Source organism: Streptomyces sp. NPDC001219 (assembly GCF_053597915.1).
This window is the reverse complement of sequence record NZ_JBSFJF010000048.1, coordinates 20,136-36,620: the sequence shown is the minus strand read 5'-3', so window position 1 is coordinate 36,620 and position 16,485 is coordinate 20,136. Positions and strand designations below refer to the sequence as shown.

The 16,485-nt window shown below is 73.7% G+C and carries 11 protein-coding genes; 5 read left to right on the top strand and 6 right to left on the bottom strand.

What is annotated here, in order from left to right; genetic code table 11:
• The first annotated feature begins 187 nt into the window (after window positions 1-187).
• Window positions 188-1,789, top strand: coding sequence for an NAD-binding protein (locus tag ACWC9R_RS26430; protein WP_450735132.1), 1,602 nt, complete (start codon window positions 188-190; stop codon window positions 1,787-1,789).
• A 96-nt stretch (window positions 1,790-1,885) separates the two neighbouring features.
• Here ACWC9R_RS26430 and ACWC9R_RS26425 read toward each other — a convergent pair whose 3' ends face one another.
• The 3 genes from ACWC9R_RS26425 to ACWC9R_RS26415 form a co-directional block, all read right to left on the bottom strand.
• Complete coding sequence (locus tag ACWC9R_RS26425) at window positions 1,886-4,363, bottom strand: SpoIIE family protein phosphatase (RefSeq protein WP_450735131.1); 2,478 nt, start codon at window positions 4,361-4,363, stop codon at window positions 1,886-1,888.
• A gap of 160 nt (window positions 4,364-4,523) precedes the next feature.
• Window positions 4,524-6,155, bottom strand: coding sequence for a helix-turn-helix domain-containing protein (locus tag ACWC9R_RS26420; RefSeq protein ID WP_450735129.1), 1,632 nt, complete (start codon window positions 6,153-6,155; stop codon window positions 4,524-4,526).
• A gap of 216 nt (window positions 6,156-6,371) precedes the next feature.
• Complete coding sequence (locus ACWC9R_RS26415; protein WP_450735165.1) at window positions 6,372-7,565, bottom strand: acyltransferase family protein; 1,194 nt, start codon at window positions 7,563-7,565, stop codon at window positions 6,372-6,374.
• A gap of 438 nt (window positions 7,566-8,003) precedes the next feature.
• Here ACWC9R_RS26415 and ACWC9R_RS26410 point away from each other — a divergent pair, with 438 nt between their 5' ends.
• The 3 genes from ACWC9R_RS26410 (at window position 8,004) to ACWC9R_RS26400 (ending at window position 11,959) form a co-directional block, all read left to right on the top strand.
• The gene (locus tag ACWC9R_RS26410) at window positions 8,004-8,837 is read left to right on the top strand and encodes an undecaprenyl-diphosphate phosphatase (protein WP_450735128.1); all 834 of its coding nucleotides are present in this window, start codon (window positions 8,004-8,006) and stop codon (window positions 8,835-8,837) included.
• Window positions 8,838-8,977: 140 nt separating this feature from the next.
• On the top strand, window positions 8,978-10,273 hold the full coding sequence (locus ACWC9R_RS26405; RefSeq protein ID WP_450735127.1) for a PP2C family protein-serine/threonine phosphatase: 1,296 nt from the start codon (window positions 8,978-8,980) through the stop codon (window positions 10,271-10,273).
• Between the two features lie 351 nt (window positions 10,274-10,624).
• Window positions 10,625-11,959 (top strand): DUF5685 family protein, encoded by a 1,335-nt coding sequence (locus ACWC9R_RS26400; protein ID WP_450735125.1) that lies wholly within the window; start codon window positions 10,625-10,627, stop codon window positions 11,957-11,959.
• A 104-nt stretch (window positions 11,960-12,063) separates the two neighbouring features.
• On the opposite strand, the gene ACWC9R_RS26395 is transcribed toward ACWC9R_RS26400, so the two are convergent.
• A complete protein-coding gene (locus ACWC9R_RS26395; RefSeq protein WP_450735123.1) occupies window positions 12,064-12,885 on the bottom strand; it encodes a hypothetical protein in 822 nt (273 codons plus the stop codon).
• The gene (locus ACWC9R_RS26390; protein WP_450735121.1) at window positions 12,885-14,159 is read right to left on the bottom strand and encodes a VWA domain-containing protein; all 1,275 of its coding nucleotides are present in this window, start codon (window positions 14,157-14,159) and stop codon (window positions 12,885-12,887) included. Before ACWC9R_RS26390 ends, ACWC9R_RS26395 begins: the two co-directional genes overlap by 1 nt.
• Window positions 14,160-14,637: 478 nt before the next feature.
• Between ACWC9R_RS26390 and ACWC9R_RS26385 the strand changes: the two genes are divergently transcribed.
• A complete protein-coding gene (locus ACWC9R_RS26385) occupies window positions 14,638-15,513 on the top strand; it encodes a fumarylacetoacetate hydrolase family protein (protein WP_450735119.1) in 876 nt (291 codons plus the stop codon).
• Here ACWC9R_RS26385 and ACWC9R_RS26380 read toward each other — a convergent pair.
• A complete protein-coding gene (locus tag ACWC9R_RS26380; RefSeq protein ID WP_450735117.1) occupies window positions 15,492-16,307 on the bottom strand; it encodes an IclR family transcriptional regulator in 816 nt (271 codons plus the stop codon). The two genes, ACWC9R_RS26385 and ACWC9R_RS26380, sit on opposite strands and share 22 nt — an antisense overlap.
• Window positions 16,308-16,485: the final 178 nt, after the last annotated feature.

The following is a 16,485-nucleotide window of genomic DNA, read 5'->3' as shown; positions in this document are numbered from 1 at the left end:
CGAGGGCGTCGGCGGCTTCCCGTCCCGTCCCGCAGCGCTCCGGAACGGGGGTGGTGCGGGCGGACAACCGCGTCGGCGAAGCCTTGGCCGACGGAACAGATGCCCCGGACCGCCCGCGCCCTAGCGTGAGTTCGGCCCTGGGGCCTGCCGACAGGTCCTGCCGCCGGCCGACGAGCAAGGGGACTCCATGGCCACCCTTCCCACCGCCCGACAGAACCGCACCGCTCCGACGACCGCTCCGTCACCCACCCCACCAGGGGAGGGCGGCCGCAGCGGGACGGGGGACGGAATGCCGGATGAACGGCGCGGTGCGTCTCCCACACGGCACCCGGCGGCGCACCGGGCAGGGCAGCCACCGGAGCCGGCGGGCGAAGTCGAGGAGACCGGGACGCATCCGGCGGGCCCGGCGGACCGGGGCGCCGGGATCGTGGTGATCGGCGCGACGACGCTGGCGCGCCGGGTCTGCGCCTCCCTGGGGGAGGGCGGACACCCCGTCGACCATCTCGCGGCCCCGGACGACCAGGACCTCCGCCGGGCACTCGCCGCCCGCCCGGCCGCTGTCGCCGTCCTGGTGGGCGACGATCTGTCCGCGCTGCGCTACGCCCTCGCCGTACGCCATGTCCGCGACCCCGTCCGGATCGTCGTCACCGTCTTCGACCGCACCGTGGCCCAGCAGCTCCGGCTGCTGCTGCACGACTGTGTGCCGGTCTCGCCCGCCGACCTCCTGGCGCCGACGCTGGCCGGTCTCTGTGTCGACCCCGACGCGCTGGCCGTATGGGACGACGGGAACGGTGCGGTCGCGGTCCGCCCGCGGGAGGGCCGCCTGGCGGAGACGGCCTGGCGGGCGAGCGCGGGAGCCCGGCGGCGGGCGCTGCTGGGACGGCTGCGGGGGCAGTTCCAGCCCCATGACGCGGACGCCCGGCTGCTGCTCATCGGGCTGCTGGGCATCGTCGCCGTCCTGGTCCTGGACTGGGCCTGGCTGGTCGGGGTGTTCCACCGGCCGGTCAGCACCGGGTTCCTGGAAGCCGCCCGGGTCGTGGCGGGGGTGGGGCCGGCCGCGCCGCACGCCGGGCATCCCGGGTACGAGGTGGTGTCCGGCGTGGCGATGCTGGTGACGGTGGGGTTCACCGCGCTGCTGACCGCAGGCATCGTGGACCGGATGTCCGGCCCGCGGCTGGTCGGCGTCCTGGGGCCGCGGGTGCTTCCCCGGGCCGGTCACGTCATCGTGGTGGGACTGGGGCAGGTCGGTCTGCGGCTCTGCCAGACCCTGCGGCAGCTGGGGGTCCCGGTCGTCGGGGTCGAACGCGAGCCCGCCGCCCCGAACCTGCGCCTCGCGCGCTCGATGGGGATACCCGTGGTGCTGGCGCACGGCGAGGACCGTGCGGTGCTGGCCCGGCTCGGCCTCGGGCGGGCCCGCGCGCTCGCCGCCGTCGGCTCCCATGAGCTGGACAACATCGCCGTCGCGGTCGCCGCCCACGGAGTGGCACCGGACGTCCGGGTGGTGCTGCGGGCCGGCGAGGACGAGGCGATCGCCGAGACCCGTTCGCTGCTTCCCCTCGGGCTGACCCGCGACATCGTCCGGACGAGCGCGGCCTTCGTGACCGCCCATCTGACGGCCGAGGGGGCCGGCGCGGCGCCGCGCCGCGTGGTGGCCGGTGCCGACCACGACCATGTCGAGCTGCCCGGACGCGGTCTCGTCGGCTGGCCCGTCCCGGCCGGGGACGACTGCGGCCATGTGCCCGGCGGGGGTGAACACGACGACGTCCGGAGCGTGCTCGGGGCGGGGTGAGCGCGGCGTCGCCGGGGCCTCGGTGGCGTCACCGGGACCCGCCCCCGGTCCGGGGTGCGCCGCGAGCGCCCGCCGCGCCCTTCCGGTGAGCGCGGTTCAGTCCGTCTCGTCGTAGGCGCCCGCCTCGGACGGCATGCTCTGCTCGGTCCAGATGATCTTGCCCGTCGGGGTGTAACGGGTGCCCCATCGCGAGGTCAGCTGCGCGACGATGAACAGTCCGCGTCCGCCCTCGTCGGTGGTCCGGGCATGGCGCAGCCGCGGCGAGGTGCTGCTGGTGTCGGAGACCTCGCAGATCAGGGCGTCCTGCCGGATCAGACGCAGGGTGATCGGCGCGGTGGCGTGGCGGATGGCGTTGGTGACCAGTTCGCTGACGATCAGTTCCGTGGTGAACAGCAGATCGTCCATCCCCCACTCCGCCAGCTGCCGGCCGGCGAGGCCACGGGCGGTGCCCACTTCGGCCGGGTCACAGGTCAGTTCCCAGGAGGCGACCTGCCGGTCGTCCAGGGCATGGGTCCGGGCGAGGAGCAGCGCGGCGTCGTCGGACGGCGGGCCGGTCAGCAGGGTCTTGACCACATGCGCGCCGATGTCCTTCAGCGTCTCCCCGGGCACCGCGAGGGCCTCGCTCAGCCGGGCCAGCCCGACCTCGATGTCCCGGTCGCGGGTCTCGATCAGCCCGTTGGTGTAGAGCGCGATCAGGCTGCCCTCGGCGGGCTCCAGCTCCACGGCCTCGAAGGGCAGCGACCCCAGGCCGAGCGGTGGCCCCGCGGGCAGGTCGGGGCAGTCCACGGTGCCGTCGGGGCCGACGATCAGCGGCGGCAGATGGCCGGCCCGTGCGACGCTGCACCGCCGGCTGACCGGGTCGTAGACGGCGTACAGACAGGTGGCGCCCATGAAGGTCGAGGCCACGCTCGGGTCCCCGGCGTCCGCCGCCGGATCGGCGCGGTGCGTCTTGACCAGGCCGATGACCAGGTCGTCCAGGCGGGCCAGCAGTTCATCGGGTGGCAGGTCCAGGTTCGCCAGCGTGCGGACGGCGGTGCGCAGCCGCCCCATGGTGGCCGCGGCGTTGATGCCGTGTCCGACCACGTCCCCGACGACCAGGGCGACCCGCGCCCCGGACAACGGAATCACGTCGAACCAGTCGCCGCCCACCCCGCTCGGCGCGTCCGCCGGGAAGTACCACGACGCCACCTCCAGCGCGGACCCGCCGGTCAGCTCGTGCGGCAGCAGGTTCTGCTGCATCACCCGGGCCGCGGTGCGCTCGCGGGCGAAGCGGCGCGCGTTGTCGACACACACCGCGGCCCGCGCGACCAGCTCCTCGGCCAGCCGTACGTCGTCCGCCACGAAGGGCCCCAGACGCCGGGACCGGAAGAAGGTCGCCGCGCCCAGGGTGATGCCACGGGCCTGCACCGGTGCCACCATCACCGAACGGAACCCGAACTCCCGGATGACGGCGGCCCGTACCGGGTCCTCGGTGACCCAGGCGCTGGTGGTGAGGTCCAGGACCGGTTCCACCAGGGACTCGCCCTTGAGCAGACAGCGGGCGACCGGTGAGGTGGGGGACCGCTGGACGGTCTCTCCCACGGCCAGGCCGGCCTCCGGGCAGCCCTCGTGGACCGACTGCTGACCGCAGCGGCGCATGACGGGTGTGCTGTCGACCGGCCCGGGGACCGGTTCCGCGCCCCTGAGCACCGAGTCCAGCAGATCGACGGCGACGAAGTCGGCGAGCGCCGGTACCGCGACCTCCGCCAGTTCCTGTGCGGTCCGGGTGACGTCGAGGGTGCTGCCGATACGGACGCTGGCGTCGTTCAGCAGGGCCAGGCGTTCCTGCGCCCGCCAGCGTTCGGTGACGTCGATGACCATGTACCAGAGGCCGATCCGCCGGCCCTGGGGGTCCGACAGCCCGAAGAAGGACGCCGAGTAGGCGCGCTCCTGGTTGGGGTCCGCATAGGTGGGGCTGCGGAATTCGTAGTCCATCACCGGCGACCCGGTCCGCAGGACCCGCAGCATCCGCTCCTCGAACGCCTCGGCCTCCAGCCTCGGCAGTATCTCGTTCACCTGCTTCCCGAGCCGCTGTTCCAGGGGGATCAGACGCTCCAGTACGTCGTTCACCCAGACGTAGCGCAGACCGGTGTCGAGCACGGCCATGCCGACCGGCGCGTGCGCCAGGAACGGTTCGAGCATCAGCTGGTTCACCCCGCCGCCCGGCACCCGCCACTCCTCCATGGCGAGGACGGACCAGCGCTCCCGGTCCGCACCGTCGAGAACGGGCGTGACCTGCAGTGCCAGCTGCACCTCCCGGCCGTCCCGGTGGCGCGCCGCGACCGAGCCGCCCCAGCCGCTCCCCGCACGGCACCAGCGCGCGACGGCGGCCACCCGTACCTCGTCACCGGGTATCGCCAGCAGCTCCGTCGCGGGGCGGTGCAGGATCTCCCCGGCCGGATAGCCGAGCAGCCGCTCCGCCGCCCGGGTCCAGGCGATGATCCGCCCCTCTCCGTCCAGTTCGGCCGTGGCCGCCCTCGCGATATCGCAGGCGCGGTCCGAGCCGCCCGGCAGGGCATTCTCCGCACTCATCATCGCCAGCCCGTCAGCTCAATGGAGCAATATCGCCCATCTTAGGAGAATTGTGGACTATCGGCGGTATGGGGCACGGGTGCGGGCGCCCGGGGTTCCACGGAGCGACGGATGCCCGGCGCGGCGCCCCTGGCGGACCGTCGTGGTGCCACCGCGTCCCGGTTCAGTCGGCGGGCGGCAGACGCAGCTGGAGCATGGCCAGCAGCCGCTGGTCCGGGCGCCCGAGGTCGAGACCGGTCAGATCCTCGGCCCGGCGGATGCGGTAGCGCAGGGTGTTGGGGTGCACATGCAGCTCGGCGGCGGCGGCCCGTACGTCGCCGAAGGCGTTCAGGTAGGCCAGCACGGTCTCCGCCAACTGCCCCTGGTTGCGGCTGTCGTGGGCGACCAGGGCGGTCAGTCGGGGGTCGCGCATCTCGGGGTGCGCGGACAGCAGCGCCAGTACCTCGCTGACAAGCACCTCCGCCTGGATGTCCGGCAGCGCGGCGACCGTGGTGGCGACGCCGACGCTCAGCATGGCGTCGAGAATCCGGTCCGCCTCCCGCCGCGATTCGGGGATCTCCCCGAGCGCCGGCACGATGCAGCCGACCGAACCGCGCAGCGACAGGCCCAGGTGACGGCCGGCCGCATCGGTGATCTCCTGTCCCCAGCCGCGCAGTGTCCCGGTGTCGATGCTGCGCGGCAGCTGCGGCAGCAGTACATAGATCCGCGCATCGACCTGGGTGACCACGGCGCTGCTGTGCCGGGCCGCGGTGTGCACCGAGATCAGGTTGCTGACCTCGCCGCGGGCCAGCTCCGGCGGGGTGGCCTCGGCCGTCCCGTACGAGAAGCCCAGGACGGCGGCCGGACGGGCGGCGTCCAGGGACAGATGGCTGGCCAGCGGCTGGGGCCCGGTGCTGCCCTCCAGCAGCCCGGCCGCGAGCGTACGGGTCAGCGTCAGATCGGCGGACAGCTCCCGGCGGCGGCGTACCAGGTGCAGGGCCGCGACCCGGGCCGCGCCCCGCAGCGCCTGGTCCGCGCGCTCGGTCAGCGGCGCGGAGCCCTCCTGCACCCAGATGACGCCCAGCTGCCGTTCCCCGGACCGGATGGCCACCGCGAGCCGCCGGCGGATGCCCAGCTCGGGGTGCGCGTCGATGTTGATCACGTCGTCGGAGGTGCGCAGCCGCTGGAACACCCCCCACTCGCGCAGCCGCGACAGATACGCCTCCGGGCCGTGCCAGCCCAGGATCGACCGCCGCCGCAGGTCGTCGACCTCGTCGTCGTCGGCGGACCGGGAGTAGGCCAGCACACGGTTGGCGGTGTCCTCGATGCTGACGATGCCGCCGGTGAGGATGGCGGTGGTCTGGGCGAGCGAGAACAGATCGCCCTCCTCGGCCCCCTCGCCGGGCCGCCCCTGCGGTGCGCTCTCCAGCGCCGCCCGCGCCAGCGCGTCCACCTGCTCCCAGCGCGCTTCGCTCCGTACGGACAGCAGCGCGATCCCGGCCTCGACGGCGGTCGCACTGAGCGCGGCGGCCTGCCCGGGGGCGTCCAGCTTGACCGCCACCGCGGCGGCTCCGTCCCGTCCGCCGGCCCGCAGTGCGGGAAACGCCGCGCGTCCCCGTGCGCCTATGGCGAGGATCAGCTCGCCGGGGTGGGCCATCGGCGGGTCCTCGGGGTCGAGCAGCGAGACGCTGCGGATCTCGACGTCCAGCCCGTCGGGCGCGGCCTGCAGCTCCACCAGGGGCTCGCCCAGTGACATCAGCAGCTGGCGCAGGCTGATGCCCGTACGGGGTGGTGGTGCCGCGGCGGCTGGGTCCATGGTCGGCGCCTCTGGAGGGGTCGGATGGCCGGGGCCCATCGCGCTGCCGACCCTCTCGCAGGTCTTTCCGATCATGTGGTGTCACGCACTCGACCGGCCCGAGACGGAGCCGTCACCGCAGGTATGAGCCACGCCAACAGTACTGCTGCGCCCCGCGGCGGCAATCGGGACGGTGCGGAATCCGCGGCCGCGCCTCACCCTCGTCCCGGACAGGTCCTAGGGCGACGCAGACGGCTGCTTCCCGGCGGGGGCCTTCGCCGTGTCGGTCCCGGACTCCTTCGTGCCGGTGCGGGGCTCCTTTCTGAACGCCCAGGTCATCTTCGGCTCCATCGCGAAGCGGAAGACCCGCTGCACCGGCGAGGTGCACAGCAGGGTCACGACCGCCGCGGCGAGGAAGGTGACGGCGACGGCGCCCCACGGGGTGCGGACCCAGCCGGTGTCGTACCAGTCCCACCAGCGGGAGCCCTTGGCGAGGAAGCCGTGCAGCAGATAGCCGTAGAGCGTGCCGGCGCCCAGCGCGGTGCACCACATCCGGCGGCCCGGCACCCAGGCCAGGAAGCACACCGTCAGCACCATCGAGCAGCCGAACATGGCCAGCTGCATCAGCGCACCGATCCACCAGGGAGCGCCCAGCTTCTCGGCGCTGTCGGTGTGGTAGAACCACGCGTCGTTCATACGGGGCACCGCCCAGTACGCGAAGACCAGCGCCACCGCGAGAACCGGCACCGCGGCGATCCGCACCGGCCAACGGCGCACCAGGCTGAAGTGCTCCGGCTTCAGGCACATCCCGACGACGAAGAACGGCAGGAACTGCAGGACCCGCTGGAGGTCCAGCTCGGTGCCGACGTCGGGGGAGGCGGACGCCGCGACGGCGATCGCCAGGGCCACCGGCACCGGCCAGCGCACGATCCGCCATACCGGCGCGGTGAGCCGCCAGATGAACAGCGCCGCCAGGAACCAGGTGAGGAACCACGGGTCGAGCAGGTTGACCGTGAGACTCGGAATGTCACCGGCCCAGTACCGGAACACCGCGAAGGCGACCTGGAAGACCACGAACGGGACGGCGACGCCGGTGACCAGCCGCTGCAGCCGGTCGCGGCGCATGTCGAAACTGCGCGAGAAGTAGCCGGAGATGACGGTGAACGCCGGCATGTGGAAGGCGTAGACGAAGAGGTAGAGGGACGCGGCGCTCCGGCTGCCGTGGTAGTACGGCTCCCAGGCGTGCCCGACCGCCACCAGCACGATGGCCAGGTATTTGGCGTTGTCGAAGAACGCGTCGCGCTGCTTGGGCGGGGCGGGCGGCGCCGGTTCGCCGGTGGCGCCGGCCGGTTTGCCCTTCGTGCCCGCGGACGGTCCGGCGGTGGCGGACCGGTCGTCGTCCCGCCGTGTGGCGGACCGGGGAGCGGGGATCACGAGACGGCCTCCCAGCGGTCCGTCGGCCGCCGTGGCTCTCTTGCCGTGCCGGCGGGGGCGATGACCAGGGCACTCACGGTGAGCGGCATACCGGCTCCTCGGGTGGGCTGCTGCGGGGCGGGTGAGGCGTCCTGCGGGTGTGCCCCTTCCTCCCCTTGGTTGTCTACAGTGCTGTAGACCATCGTGAACTGTAGACGCCGGGACGCGCGGGGCGCACCCCAGGACGCGCGGGAGGCAACGGGCGCTCCGCCTCAAGGCCCGCCCGCCCGCGCCCAGTTCACCGTTGGCCACGGCTGCGTTCATGCGTATCCGATCCCGGCGGCGCGCCGCCACCCGATGCCGCGGTCGTGATCCATCTCTCCCCGGCCGCGCCCCTTCGGCCGGACCGTGACCGCACCGGTACAGTCGCCACCCCGACCACCCGGAATGGACCCCATGAGCGCGATCAGCATCGGCCAGGCCATCGTCCTCGGAGCCGTCGAGGGGGTGACGGAATTCCTGCCGGTCTCCTCCACCGGCCATCTCAAGATCACCGAAGGTCTGATGGGCATCCCCGTCAACGACAGGACGGTCGTCGCCTTCTCCGCGGTCATCCAGGTCGGCGCGATCGCCGCGGCGCTCGTCTACTTCCTCAAGGACATCGTGCGCATCATGGGCGCCTGGTTCCGCGGTCTGCGTGACCCTGAGGAGCGGTACCACCACGACTACAAGTTCGCCTGGTGGGTGATCTACGCGACGCTCCCGATCGTCGCCGTCGGCCTGGCCGCCAAGCCGCTGATCGAGGGCCCGCTCGCCTCGCTCTGGGTGGTGGCCGGCTCACTGATCATCGGCAGTGGCGTGATGTGGGCAGCGGACCGGATGGGCCGTCACAAGCGCGGTGAGGACGACACCTCGCTCAAGGACGCCATGTGGGTCGGCTGCTCACAGATCCTCGCCCTCCTCTTCCCCGGCTTCTCCCGCTCCGGCGCGACCATGTCCACCGGCCTCATGCTCGGCCTGGAGCGGGTCGCGGCCACCCGGCTGTCCTTCTTCCTCGGCATCCCCGCACTCACCGGCGCCGGCATCTACGAGCTGAAGGACGCCATCGGCACCGGCGCGGCCGTCGCGCCGCTCGTCATCGGCACCGTCGTCTCCTTCGGCGTCGCCTACGCCTCGATCGCCTGGCTGCTGAAGTTCGTGGCCAAGCACACCTTCAACTCCTTTGTCGTCTACCGCGTCCTCGTCGGCGCACTGCTCTTCGGGCTGCTGGGCGCGGGCGTCCTCGGCTGACGGCCACCCGGGGCCCGGGACGCGCCGCTCTGCGCCGCACGGAGGACCGGCCCGGCGCCGCGGCGGGCCGCGCCGCCGGCTTGCTGATGGGATGGGGGAGCGCCCCGCGCCCGGCGGGCCGCAGTGCCCTGGAGGTGGCCTTGTCGAACCGCGACGGCGCGGCGGCGGACCGGGACGCCGACCAGGCCGGCGTACTGGCCCGACTGCACACGGTGGAAGAGGCCGCCGAGCAGATCGGCACGGTCCTGGACGAGCAGACCATCTGCGCCGAGCTGGCCCGCTTCCTGTGCCGCCACCTGTGTGACGCCGCGGCGGTGGACCTGGTCACCGAGCAGCGCTCCGGGGCGAGGCTCCCCTCCCCGCCGGCGCTCACCCGCGTCGCGACCGCAGGCCTGGTCAGGGTCCTGGAGGCCCGCTTCCCGGACGAGGGACCGGAACGGCCCGACGACGCCTCCCCCTCGCTGCGGGCGCTGCACGAGGAGCGCCCGGTCACCGCGGCGGCGGTGCTGCCGGGCGGCCGTTCCGCCGAGGCCGTGGCCGCGCCGCTGCTGGCGTACGGCCGCCGGCACGGTGTGCTGCTCGCCCTGCGCGCGGGCGGCGCCTTCACCGCGCACGAGACCGCCACCCTGCACCACCTGGCCCACCTCACCGCCACCCGCCTCACCCACGCCCGCCGGTACGCGGCGGTGCAGCGCACCGCGACGGACCTGCAGCGGGCGCTCCTCGCGGAGCCCGGCCGGCCGCACCCCAACCTGGACCTGGCCACCCGTTACCTGCCGTCCGGCACCAGCGCCCTGGTCGGCGGCGACTGGTTCGAGACGGTACGGCTCCACTACGGGCGCACCCTGCTCGTCATGGGCGACGTCATGGGGCACGGGCTCGACGCGGCGGTCGACATGAACGCCTACCGCTCCCACCTCCGCTATGTCGCCTCGACCGACCTGCCGCCCCATCGCGTCCTGCGGCAACTCGACGCCGCCGTGGCCGGGGAGGAGTCCCGCCGCCCGGCGACCTGCCTGCTGGCCAGGGTCGATCCGGCGCGCGGTCTCGCCGCGTTCGCCAGCGCCGGTCATCTCCCTCCGGCGGTCATCGGCCCCGACGGCACCACCTGCCTGGTCGATGTCCCCGTCGGCCCGCCTCTGGGGACCGGCGTGGGCGGCTACGAACTCGTCACCCGCACCGTCACCCCCGCGGAAACCCTGCTGATGTTCACCGACGGGCTCATCGAGCGGCGCGGCGAGGACATCGACGCCTCGCTGTCCCGGCTGGCGAAGCTGCGGCTGCCCGCCGGGGCGGGGGTGGAGCGGACCCTCGACGAGGTGCTGCTCCACCTCGACGGGCTGCACGCCGAGGACGATGTCGCCGTCCTCGCCGCCCGCATGCGCCACCACCCGGGCGCGGAGCCTGCGGAACCCGCCGAACCGGTGGAGGGCTGACGCCCAGCCGGGGCGTCACGGCCGGTGCGGAGAAGAATTCGGGAACCGGCTGAATGATCCTGACGGGCGGTGCGTATCTCAGGGTGAGCCGAGGGATTTTCCCCGATTCCCGGTTCGGCCCCGGTCTTGCCTGTGGACCCGGGCCGTGCGGTCGCCCCGCCCCTGCTACCCCCTGGCAGGGGCCGGGGCGGCCGCCCAACTCCGCCCCGCGCCGGCCCCGATGACGGTCCGCCGGGAACCCCGGCCGAGGGGTATGTGTCCAGGTCAGCGGCACAGTCGATACGCTCTTTCCGCGCTGCCGGCCGCGCCCTGTCCAGGCCGGCCCATGCCGACTTCTTACGGGGTTTCCTTATGTTCGGAATCGTCAGGCCCTGCACCCATCGCCTGACCGAAGGGCTCAAGGCGGAGTGGATGGCCCATCTGTGTGGCCTCTGTCTCGCGCTGCGCGGCGACCACGGGCAGTTCGCCCGGGTCGTCACGAACTACGACGGGCTGATCGTCTCGGCGCTGACGGACGCTCAGTCGGGCCGCGTGGAGGCCCGCCGCCGGACCGCCGGACCCTGTCCGCTGCGCGGGATGCGGACCGCCCCGGTGGCGAAGGGGGAGGGCGCACGGCTGGCGGCCTCGGTGTCCCTGGTGCTCGCCTCGGCGAAGATACGTGACCATGTCGCCGACCGGAACGGGATGTTGCGCCGTCGGCCGGTGGCCGCCGCCGCGCGCAAGGTCGCCGCGGGATGGGACCGGGCCGGTGCGCGCACCGGCGCCACCCTCGGCTTCGACACCACGGTGCTGGTCGACGCGGTCGACCGGCAGGTGGGCATCGAGCAACTGGCCGGCCCCGGCACTCCGTTGACGGTGATCACCGAACCGACCGAGACGGCGACCGCCGCGGCCTTCGCGCACACCGCGGTGCTGGCGGGCCGGCCGGGCAACGCCGCGCCGCTGGCCGAGGCCGGGCGGCTCTTCGGCCGGCTGGCCCACCTCCTCGACGCGGTGGAGGACCGCACCGCGGACGCCGCCGAGGGCGCCTGGAACCCGCTCACCGCCACGGGCGCCACCCCCGCCCAGGCCCGCCGGCTGTGCGACGACGCCCTGCACGGCATCCGTCTCGCCCTGCGCGACGTGGAGTTCACCGACTCCGCCCTGGTGCATGTGCTCCTCGTGCACGAGCTGCGCCGCTCGGTGGACCGCGCCTTCGGCACCGCCACCTGCTCCCACCAGGGACACGGAGCGCCGGGCCCGTACGGCGGCCAGGGCGGCAACCCGTACGCGAACGGCGCAGGTCAGCCCGGCGCGTACGGCCCGCCCCCGGCGTACGGGCAGATGCCGGCCGGCGGCCCGTACGCCCAGGGCGGGCCGTATCTGAACGGGCCGCAGAACCCCTACCACGGCGGCCAGACACCTCCCGGCGGTCCGGGTGGCGGCGACGGCGGCGGTCCGGGTGGCGGAGGCGGCGGGGTGCCGCAGTTTCCGCAGCCGCCCAAGAAGCCCCGTGGTCTCCTCGCCGGGTGCGCGGCCGCCATCGGGCTGTGCTGCACCTGCCAGTTCTGCTGCGCCGAGGAGTTCGAGGGTCCGTGGTCGCGCAAGAAGCGCGAGGGGTGCTGCCACAAGTGCGACTGCGACTGCAACGGCTGCGGCTGCGAGTGCCTCGGCTGCTGTGAATGCCTGACCTGCTGCAACTGCTGAGCGCCGACGGTCTCTTGCCGGCCGTGGCGGGTTTCCGCGGCCGGGCGGGGTGATACGCGGTACGCGGGGCGGCCGGGGCCCTATGCCCTGGCCGCCCCGTCCGGTCAGGCGCCCGGCGGCAGATGCGCCGGGCGGCCCGTGCCCCGGGTGAAGCGGTAGCCGGCGATACCGCCGAGGGCCGCGAGCAGCCCGCCCACCGCGGTCCAGATCCAGCGGTCGGACCACCAGCCGGAGGACCAGCCGCCATCCGGTTCGCCGAGGGCCGCACTCGTCCCGGGAGCGGCGCTCTCCCCGGCCTCCGGTGTCGCGGTGCCGGCGCCGGGCACCAGGGGCGCGGCGAGGCTGCCGTCCACCGCGTGCGCACCGCCCGTGTCGGCCGTGGTGGCGTCGACCTCGGCGCGTACCGGCAGGCCGAGGTCGTCCTTGCGTACGTCGCTGACGGTCAGCCGGAGGTAGTAGCTGCCCGGCAGCGGGTCGTTCGCCCAGGGTTCCGCCCAGGCGCGGACCGTACGCAGGGTGCAGGACAGCTCGACGGACCCGGCGTCCCGCTCCGCCGTCCTCGTCTGCGCGCCGTAGGTGCACGCCTGGCGGCGGCGCAGCCCGTCGTAGACATCGAGCCGCCAGGTGGCCGCGCCGTGCCGGGCGGCCTGCGGGAGCGTCACCTTGGCCTTCACGGTGGCGCGCTGTCCCGCGTCCACGGGCAGTACCCAGTAGAGGTAGTCGCCGGTGGAGGCGCTGGCCGTGGCCCGCTGCTCCGGCCTGATGGCGGTCGCGGTACGGAACGAGGTGCCGGCCTCGGTCGGCGCGGCCGCCTCCGCATCGCTGCTCGCGCTGGGGGAGGGGCTGTCGGCGGCCGCGGTGCCCGCGAGGCCGAGAAGTCCCGCGCCCGCGAGCGCGGCGGACAGCAAGGTGGGTATGACGCGCATCAGTTGGTCCTCCAGACGGTGACACGCCAGCGGGAGATCCAGCCCCACAGCAGACCGGCGACCAGTCCCGTGAGCAGCATCGCGATCAGGAACCACCAGCCGTGGCCGAGGCCCAGGAACGCCGCGTCGCCGGCGTCGTCGGGACCGTCCACCAGGTCGACGGACAGCTCGACCGGCAGGCCCGGGTCGGTCTTGACCGAAGCGGGCGCCGAGAAGGAGTTGCTGACCTGCAGGCAGACCGTCTCCGCCGACGGCTCGTCCGTGTCCTCGGAGGACGCGAGCGGCGCCTTCGGGTAGCGCAGCCCGGACGAGATCACATCCGTACGGCCGTCGCCGGCCTCCGCACCCCGGACGATCTCCCGCCCGTGCACGGTCGAGGCGCGCAGCAGCACCCCGTAGTCGTTGTTGACCGCGCGGTCGGCGGCGACGCTCACCGAAGCCCGGAGCTCCTGGCCGGGCCGGACCGCCACCCGGTACCAGCGGTGCTCGGCGAACTTCTCACGGTCGGTGTAGACACCGGGCTTGAGCTCCGGCGCGCCGTCGCACTGCCCGGCGCCCTCAGCCGGTTTCGGGGTGACCACGGGCCGGGCCGCACGGTCCACCAACTGGTGTACGCGGTCCCGGAGTTGCTTGGTGTGCTCGACCGAGGTGTAGGTGCCGCCGGTGGCCTCCGCGATACAGCTGAGCTGGTTGCGGGTCTTGGCGTTCGGCAGCAGTCCGAGGGTGTCGACGGTGAGGTGGATGCCCTTGGCGGCGATGTCCCGCGCCACCTGGCAGGGGTCGAGCGGGGCGCAGGTGTCCTCGCCGTCCGTGATGAGGACGATCCGGCGGGACCCGTCACCGCCCTTGAGGTCGTCGGCCGCGCCCAGCAGGGCGGGACCGATGGGCGTCCAGCCGGTGGGGGCGAGGGTGGCCACCGCGGTCTTCGCCTCGGTCCGGTCGAGCGGCCCGACCGGGTAGAGCTGCCGGGTGTCCTTGCAGCCGACCTTCCGGTCCTCGCCGTGGTAGTTGGCGCCCAGGGTGCGTATGCCGAGCTGGACGTCCTCCGGCACGGCGTCCAGCACCTCGTTGAACGCCTGCTTCGCGGCGGCCATCCGGCTCTGCCCGTCGATGTCCCGGGCCCGCATCGAGCCGCTGACATCGAGCGTCAACTCGACCTTGGGGGAGGACTTCGCCGCCGGTTCGCCGGCGACGGCAGGTGTGGGGAGCAGCGCGACGGTCATCGCGGCGAGCAGGCCGCACACCCCGGCCGCCAGCCGTTTTCTTGTGATCATTGCCGGATCGTATGGAGAAACGCCCCGCAGGCCAAAACGGTGTCAGGAGCGGTGCGGGGAACGGCCGGTGGGCGACGGGCGAGGCCACCGCCGAACGGCCCGGGGCTGCCCTTCCGCCTTCCGTCGCGGCGTCTCCTGCCGCGCGCTCGGTTTCCCCCAACCCTCCGATCAGATCCGGTCATTGCGGCCGACGGGTCGTCTCCCGTACGGTCGGCACACCGCGTCTCACTGGCTGGTGCAGAGTCCCAATTACTGGGACACGCCATGTTGTTGAGGAGTAAATCATGTCATGGACGACCCGGGGACGGGGCCGAGTTGGGAAAGCCGCCGGGAGCAGGTGACCGGGCGGTGCCGGTCTCCGCCGACAGGCGGCGGCCCGCACAGGACCTCATGCGACACCGGCCCGGAGCCGTCCGGACCGCAGCTGCCGAGCGCCCCGCCGCACCGCGACGGGGCGCCGTACCGCCCTGGAGAGCCCATGTATCTGGCCACCCTCACCCATCAGGGGCGCGACCGGCTCGCCGGCCGGCTCGCCCCGCAGGACCCCTGGCGGCTGGCACCGGCCTCCGTCTCCCTCGCGGACGTGATCACCGGCGGCACCCTGCCGTGGTCGTGGGGCCAACTGCCCACCGGGGCCGACCTGGTACCGGCCCTGCCGTACCGGCCGGGCGCGCTGTACGGCGTCGCGATGAACTACCGGGACTCCATCACGGAGCGCGGCGGGGAGCGCCCCGCCGAGCCCTGCCTCTTCCCCAAGCTCGCCTCCAGCGTCATCGGCAGCGGTGAGGCGGTCGTCATCGACCCGGAACTCACCCAGCGCGTCGACTGGGAAACGGAGCTGGCCGTCGTCATCGGCACCGAGGCCCGGCGGGTCTCCGAGGCGGACGCGCTGCGGTACGTCTTCGGCTACACCGTCGCCAACGACGTCAGCGCCCGCGACCTGCAGGAGCGCGACGGGCAGTGGCTGCGCGGCAAGGGCCTGGACACCTTCTGCCCCCTCGGGCCGGTGCTGGTCACGGCCGACGAGGTACCGGACCCGCAGCGGCTGCGCATCCGTACCAAGGTCAACGGCGAGACGGTGCAGGACGGTTCGACGGCCGACATGGTCTTCCGGGTCTCCGAGCTGATCGCCTATCTCAGCCGCTTCTTCACCCTGCGGCCCGGAGACGTGGTGCTGACCGGAACCCCGGCGGGCTGCGGCGACTTCATGCGGCCGCGGCGGGCCCTGCGGCCGGGCGACCTGCTGGAGTCGGAGATCGAGGGGATCGGGCGGCTGGCCAACCCGGTGCGCAGCAGCGTGCCCGACGGTGCCGGTGAGCGCGTCGCCGTACCTCAGGGACCGGGCGGCAGGTAGCCCAGAGAAGAGGAGAGTTCACGGCACACCTCGGCCACCACCGGGCCGTACGCCGGCACCAGCGGCTCCATACGGTCGGCCACCCCGGCCACGCTGATGCAGGCGACCGGCATCCCGGTGTGGTCGTAGACCGCGGCGCCACAGCAGCAGCTCGACTCGTCGAAGTCCCGCAGATCCTGGGACCAGCCGCGCTCCCGGGTGCGCTCGATCTCGGCATGCACCTCCGAGACCGTGGCCGCGGACACCGGGGACGCCGGGTCGCGGACCAGCTCGATCAGGGTGTCCTCCAGCTTCTGCCGCGGCAGCGCCGCCAGATAGGCGCGGCCCAGCGAGCTGGAGTGCAGCGGACGGGAGCCGCCCGGCTCGGCGGTCACCACCGACGGCCGGGTGCCGCGCTCGCGGTGGACGAACACCATCGTCAGACCGTTGGGCACACCGAGGCTGACGGTCTCCTGGGTGAGGTCGGCGAGCTTGCGCAGCGCGGGCGCCGCGGTGTCGCGGAGCGTGGTCGAGGCCACCGCGGCGGACGCCAGCCGTACCGCCGTGGGCCCCAACTGCCATTGCCCGGCGGCCGGGGCGTGGGTCAGCCAGCCCTGCTCCTCCAGGCGGTCGACGAGGCGGTAGGCGGTGCTCCGGGTCAGCCCCAGCGCCTGGGCCAGCTCCGGAGTCGAGACCCCGCGGTGCCCCGCCACATGGGTCAGGATGGCCAGGCCCCGGTCCAGCGCGCCCGCCGCCCGCTCACCCGGACTCCCGCCGGACGTCCGGCCGGTCCCCGGCGCCACTGACTCGCTCATCGTCGCCCTCGGTCCTTCCGGTACGCGCTGCGGATCGGGTCGGTCGCGTGACACTACGACCCGGTTCCGGTGGCTGTCACGGGGACTGGTGCGTGCCGTGCGGCCGTCACCGCGCCCCGTGTCCCGCGCCGAACGAGATCATGTCCTAACGAATGGGACTCCCGCAAGGCACGCCGAC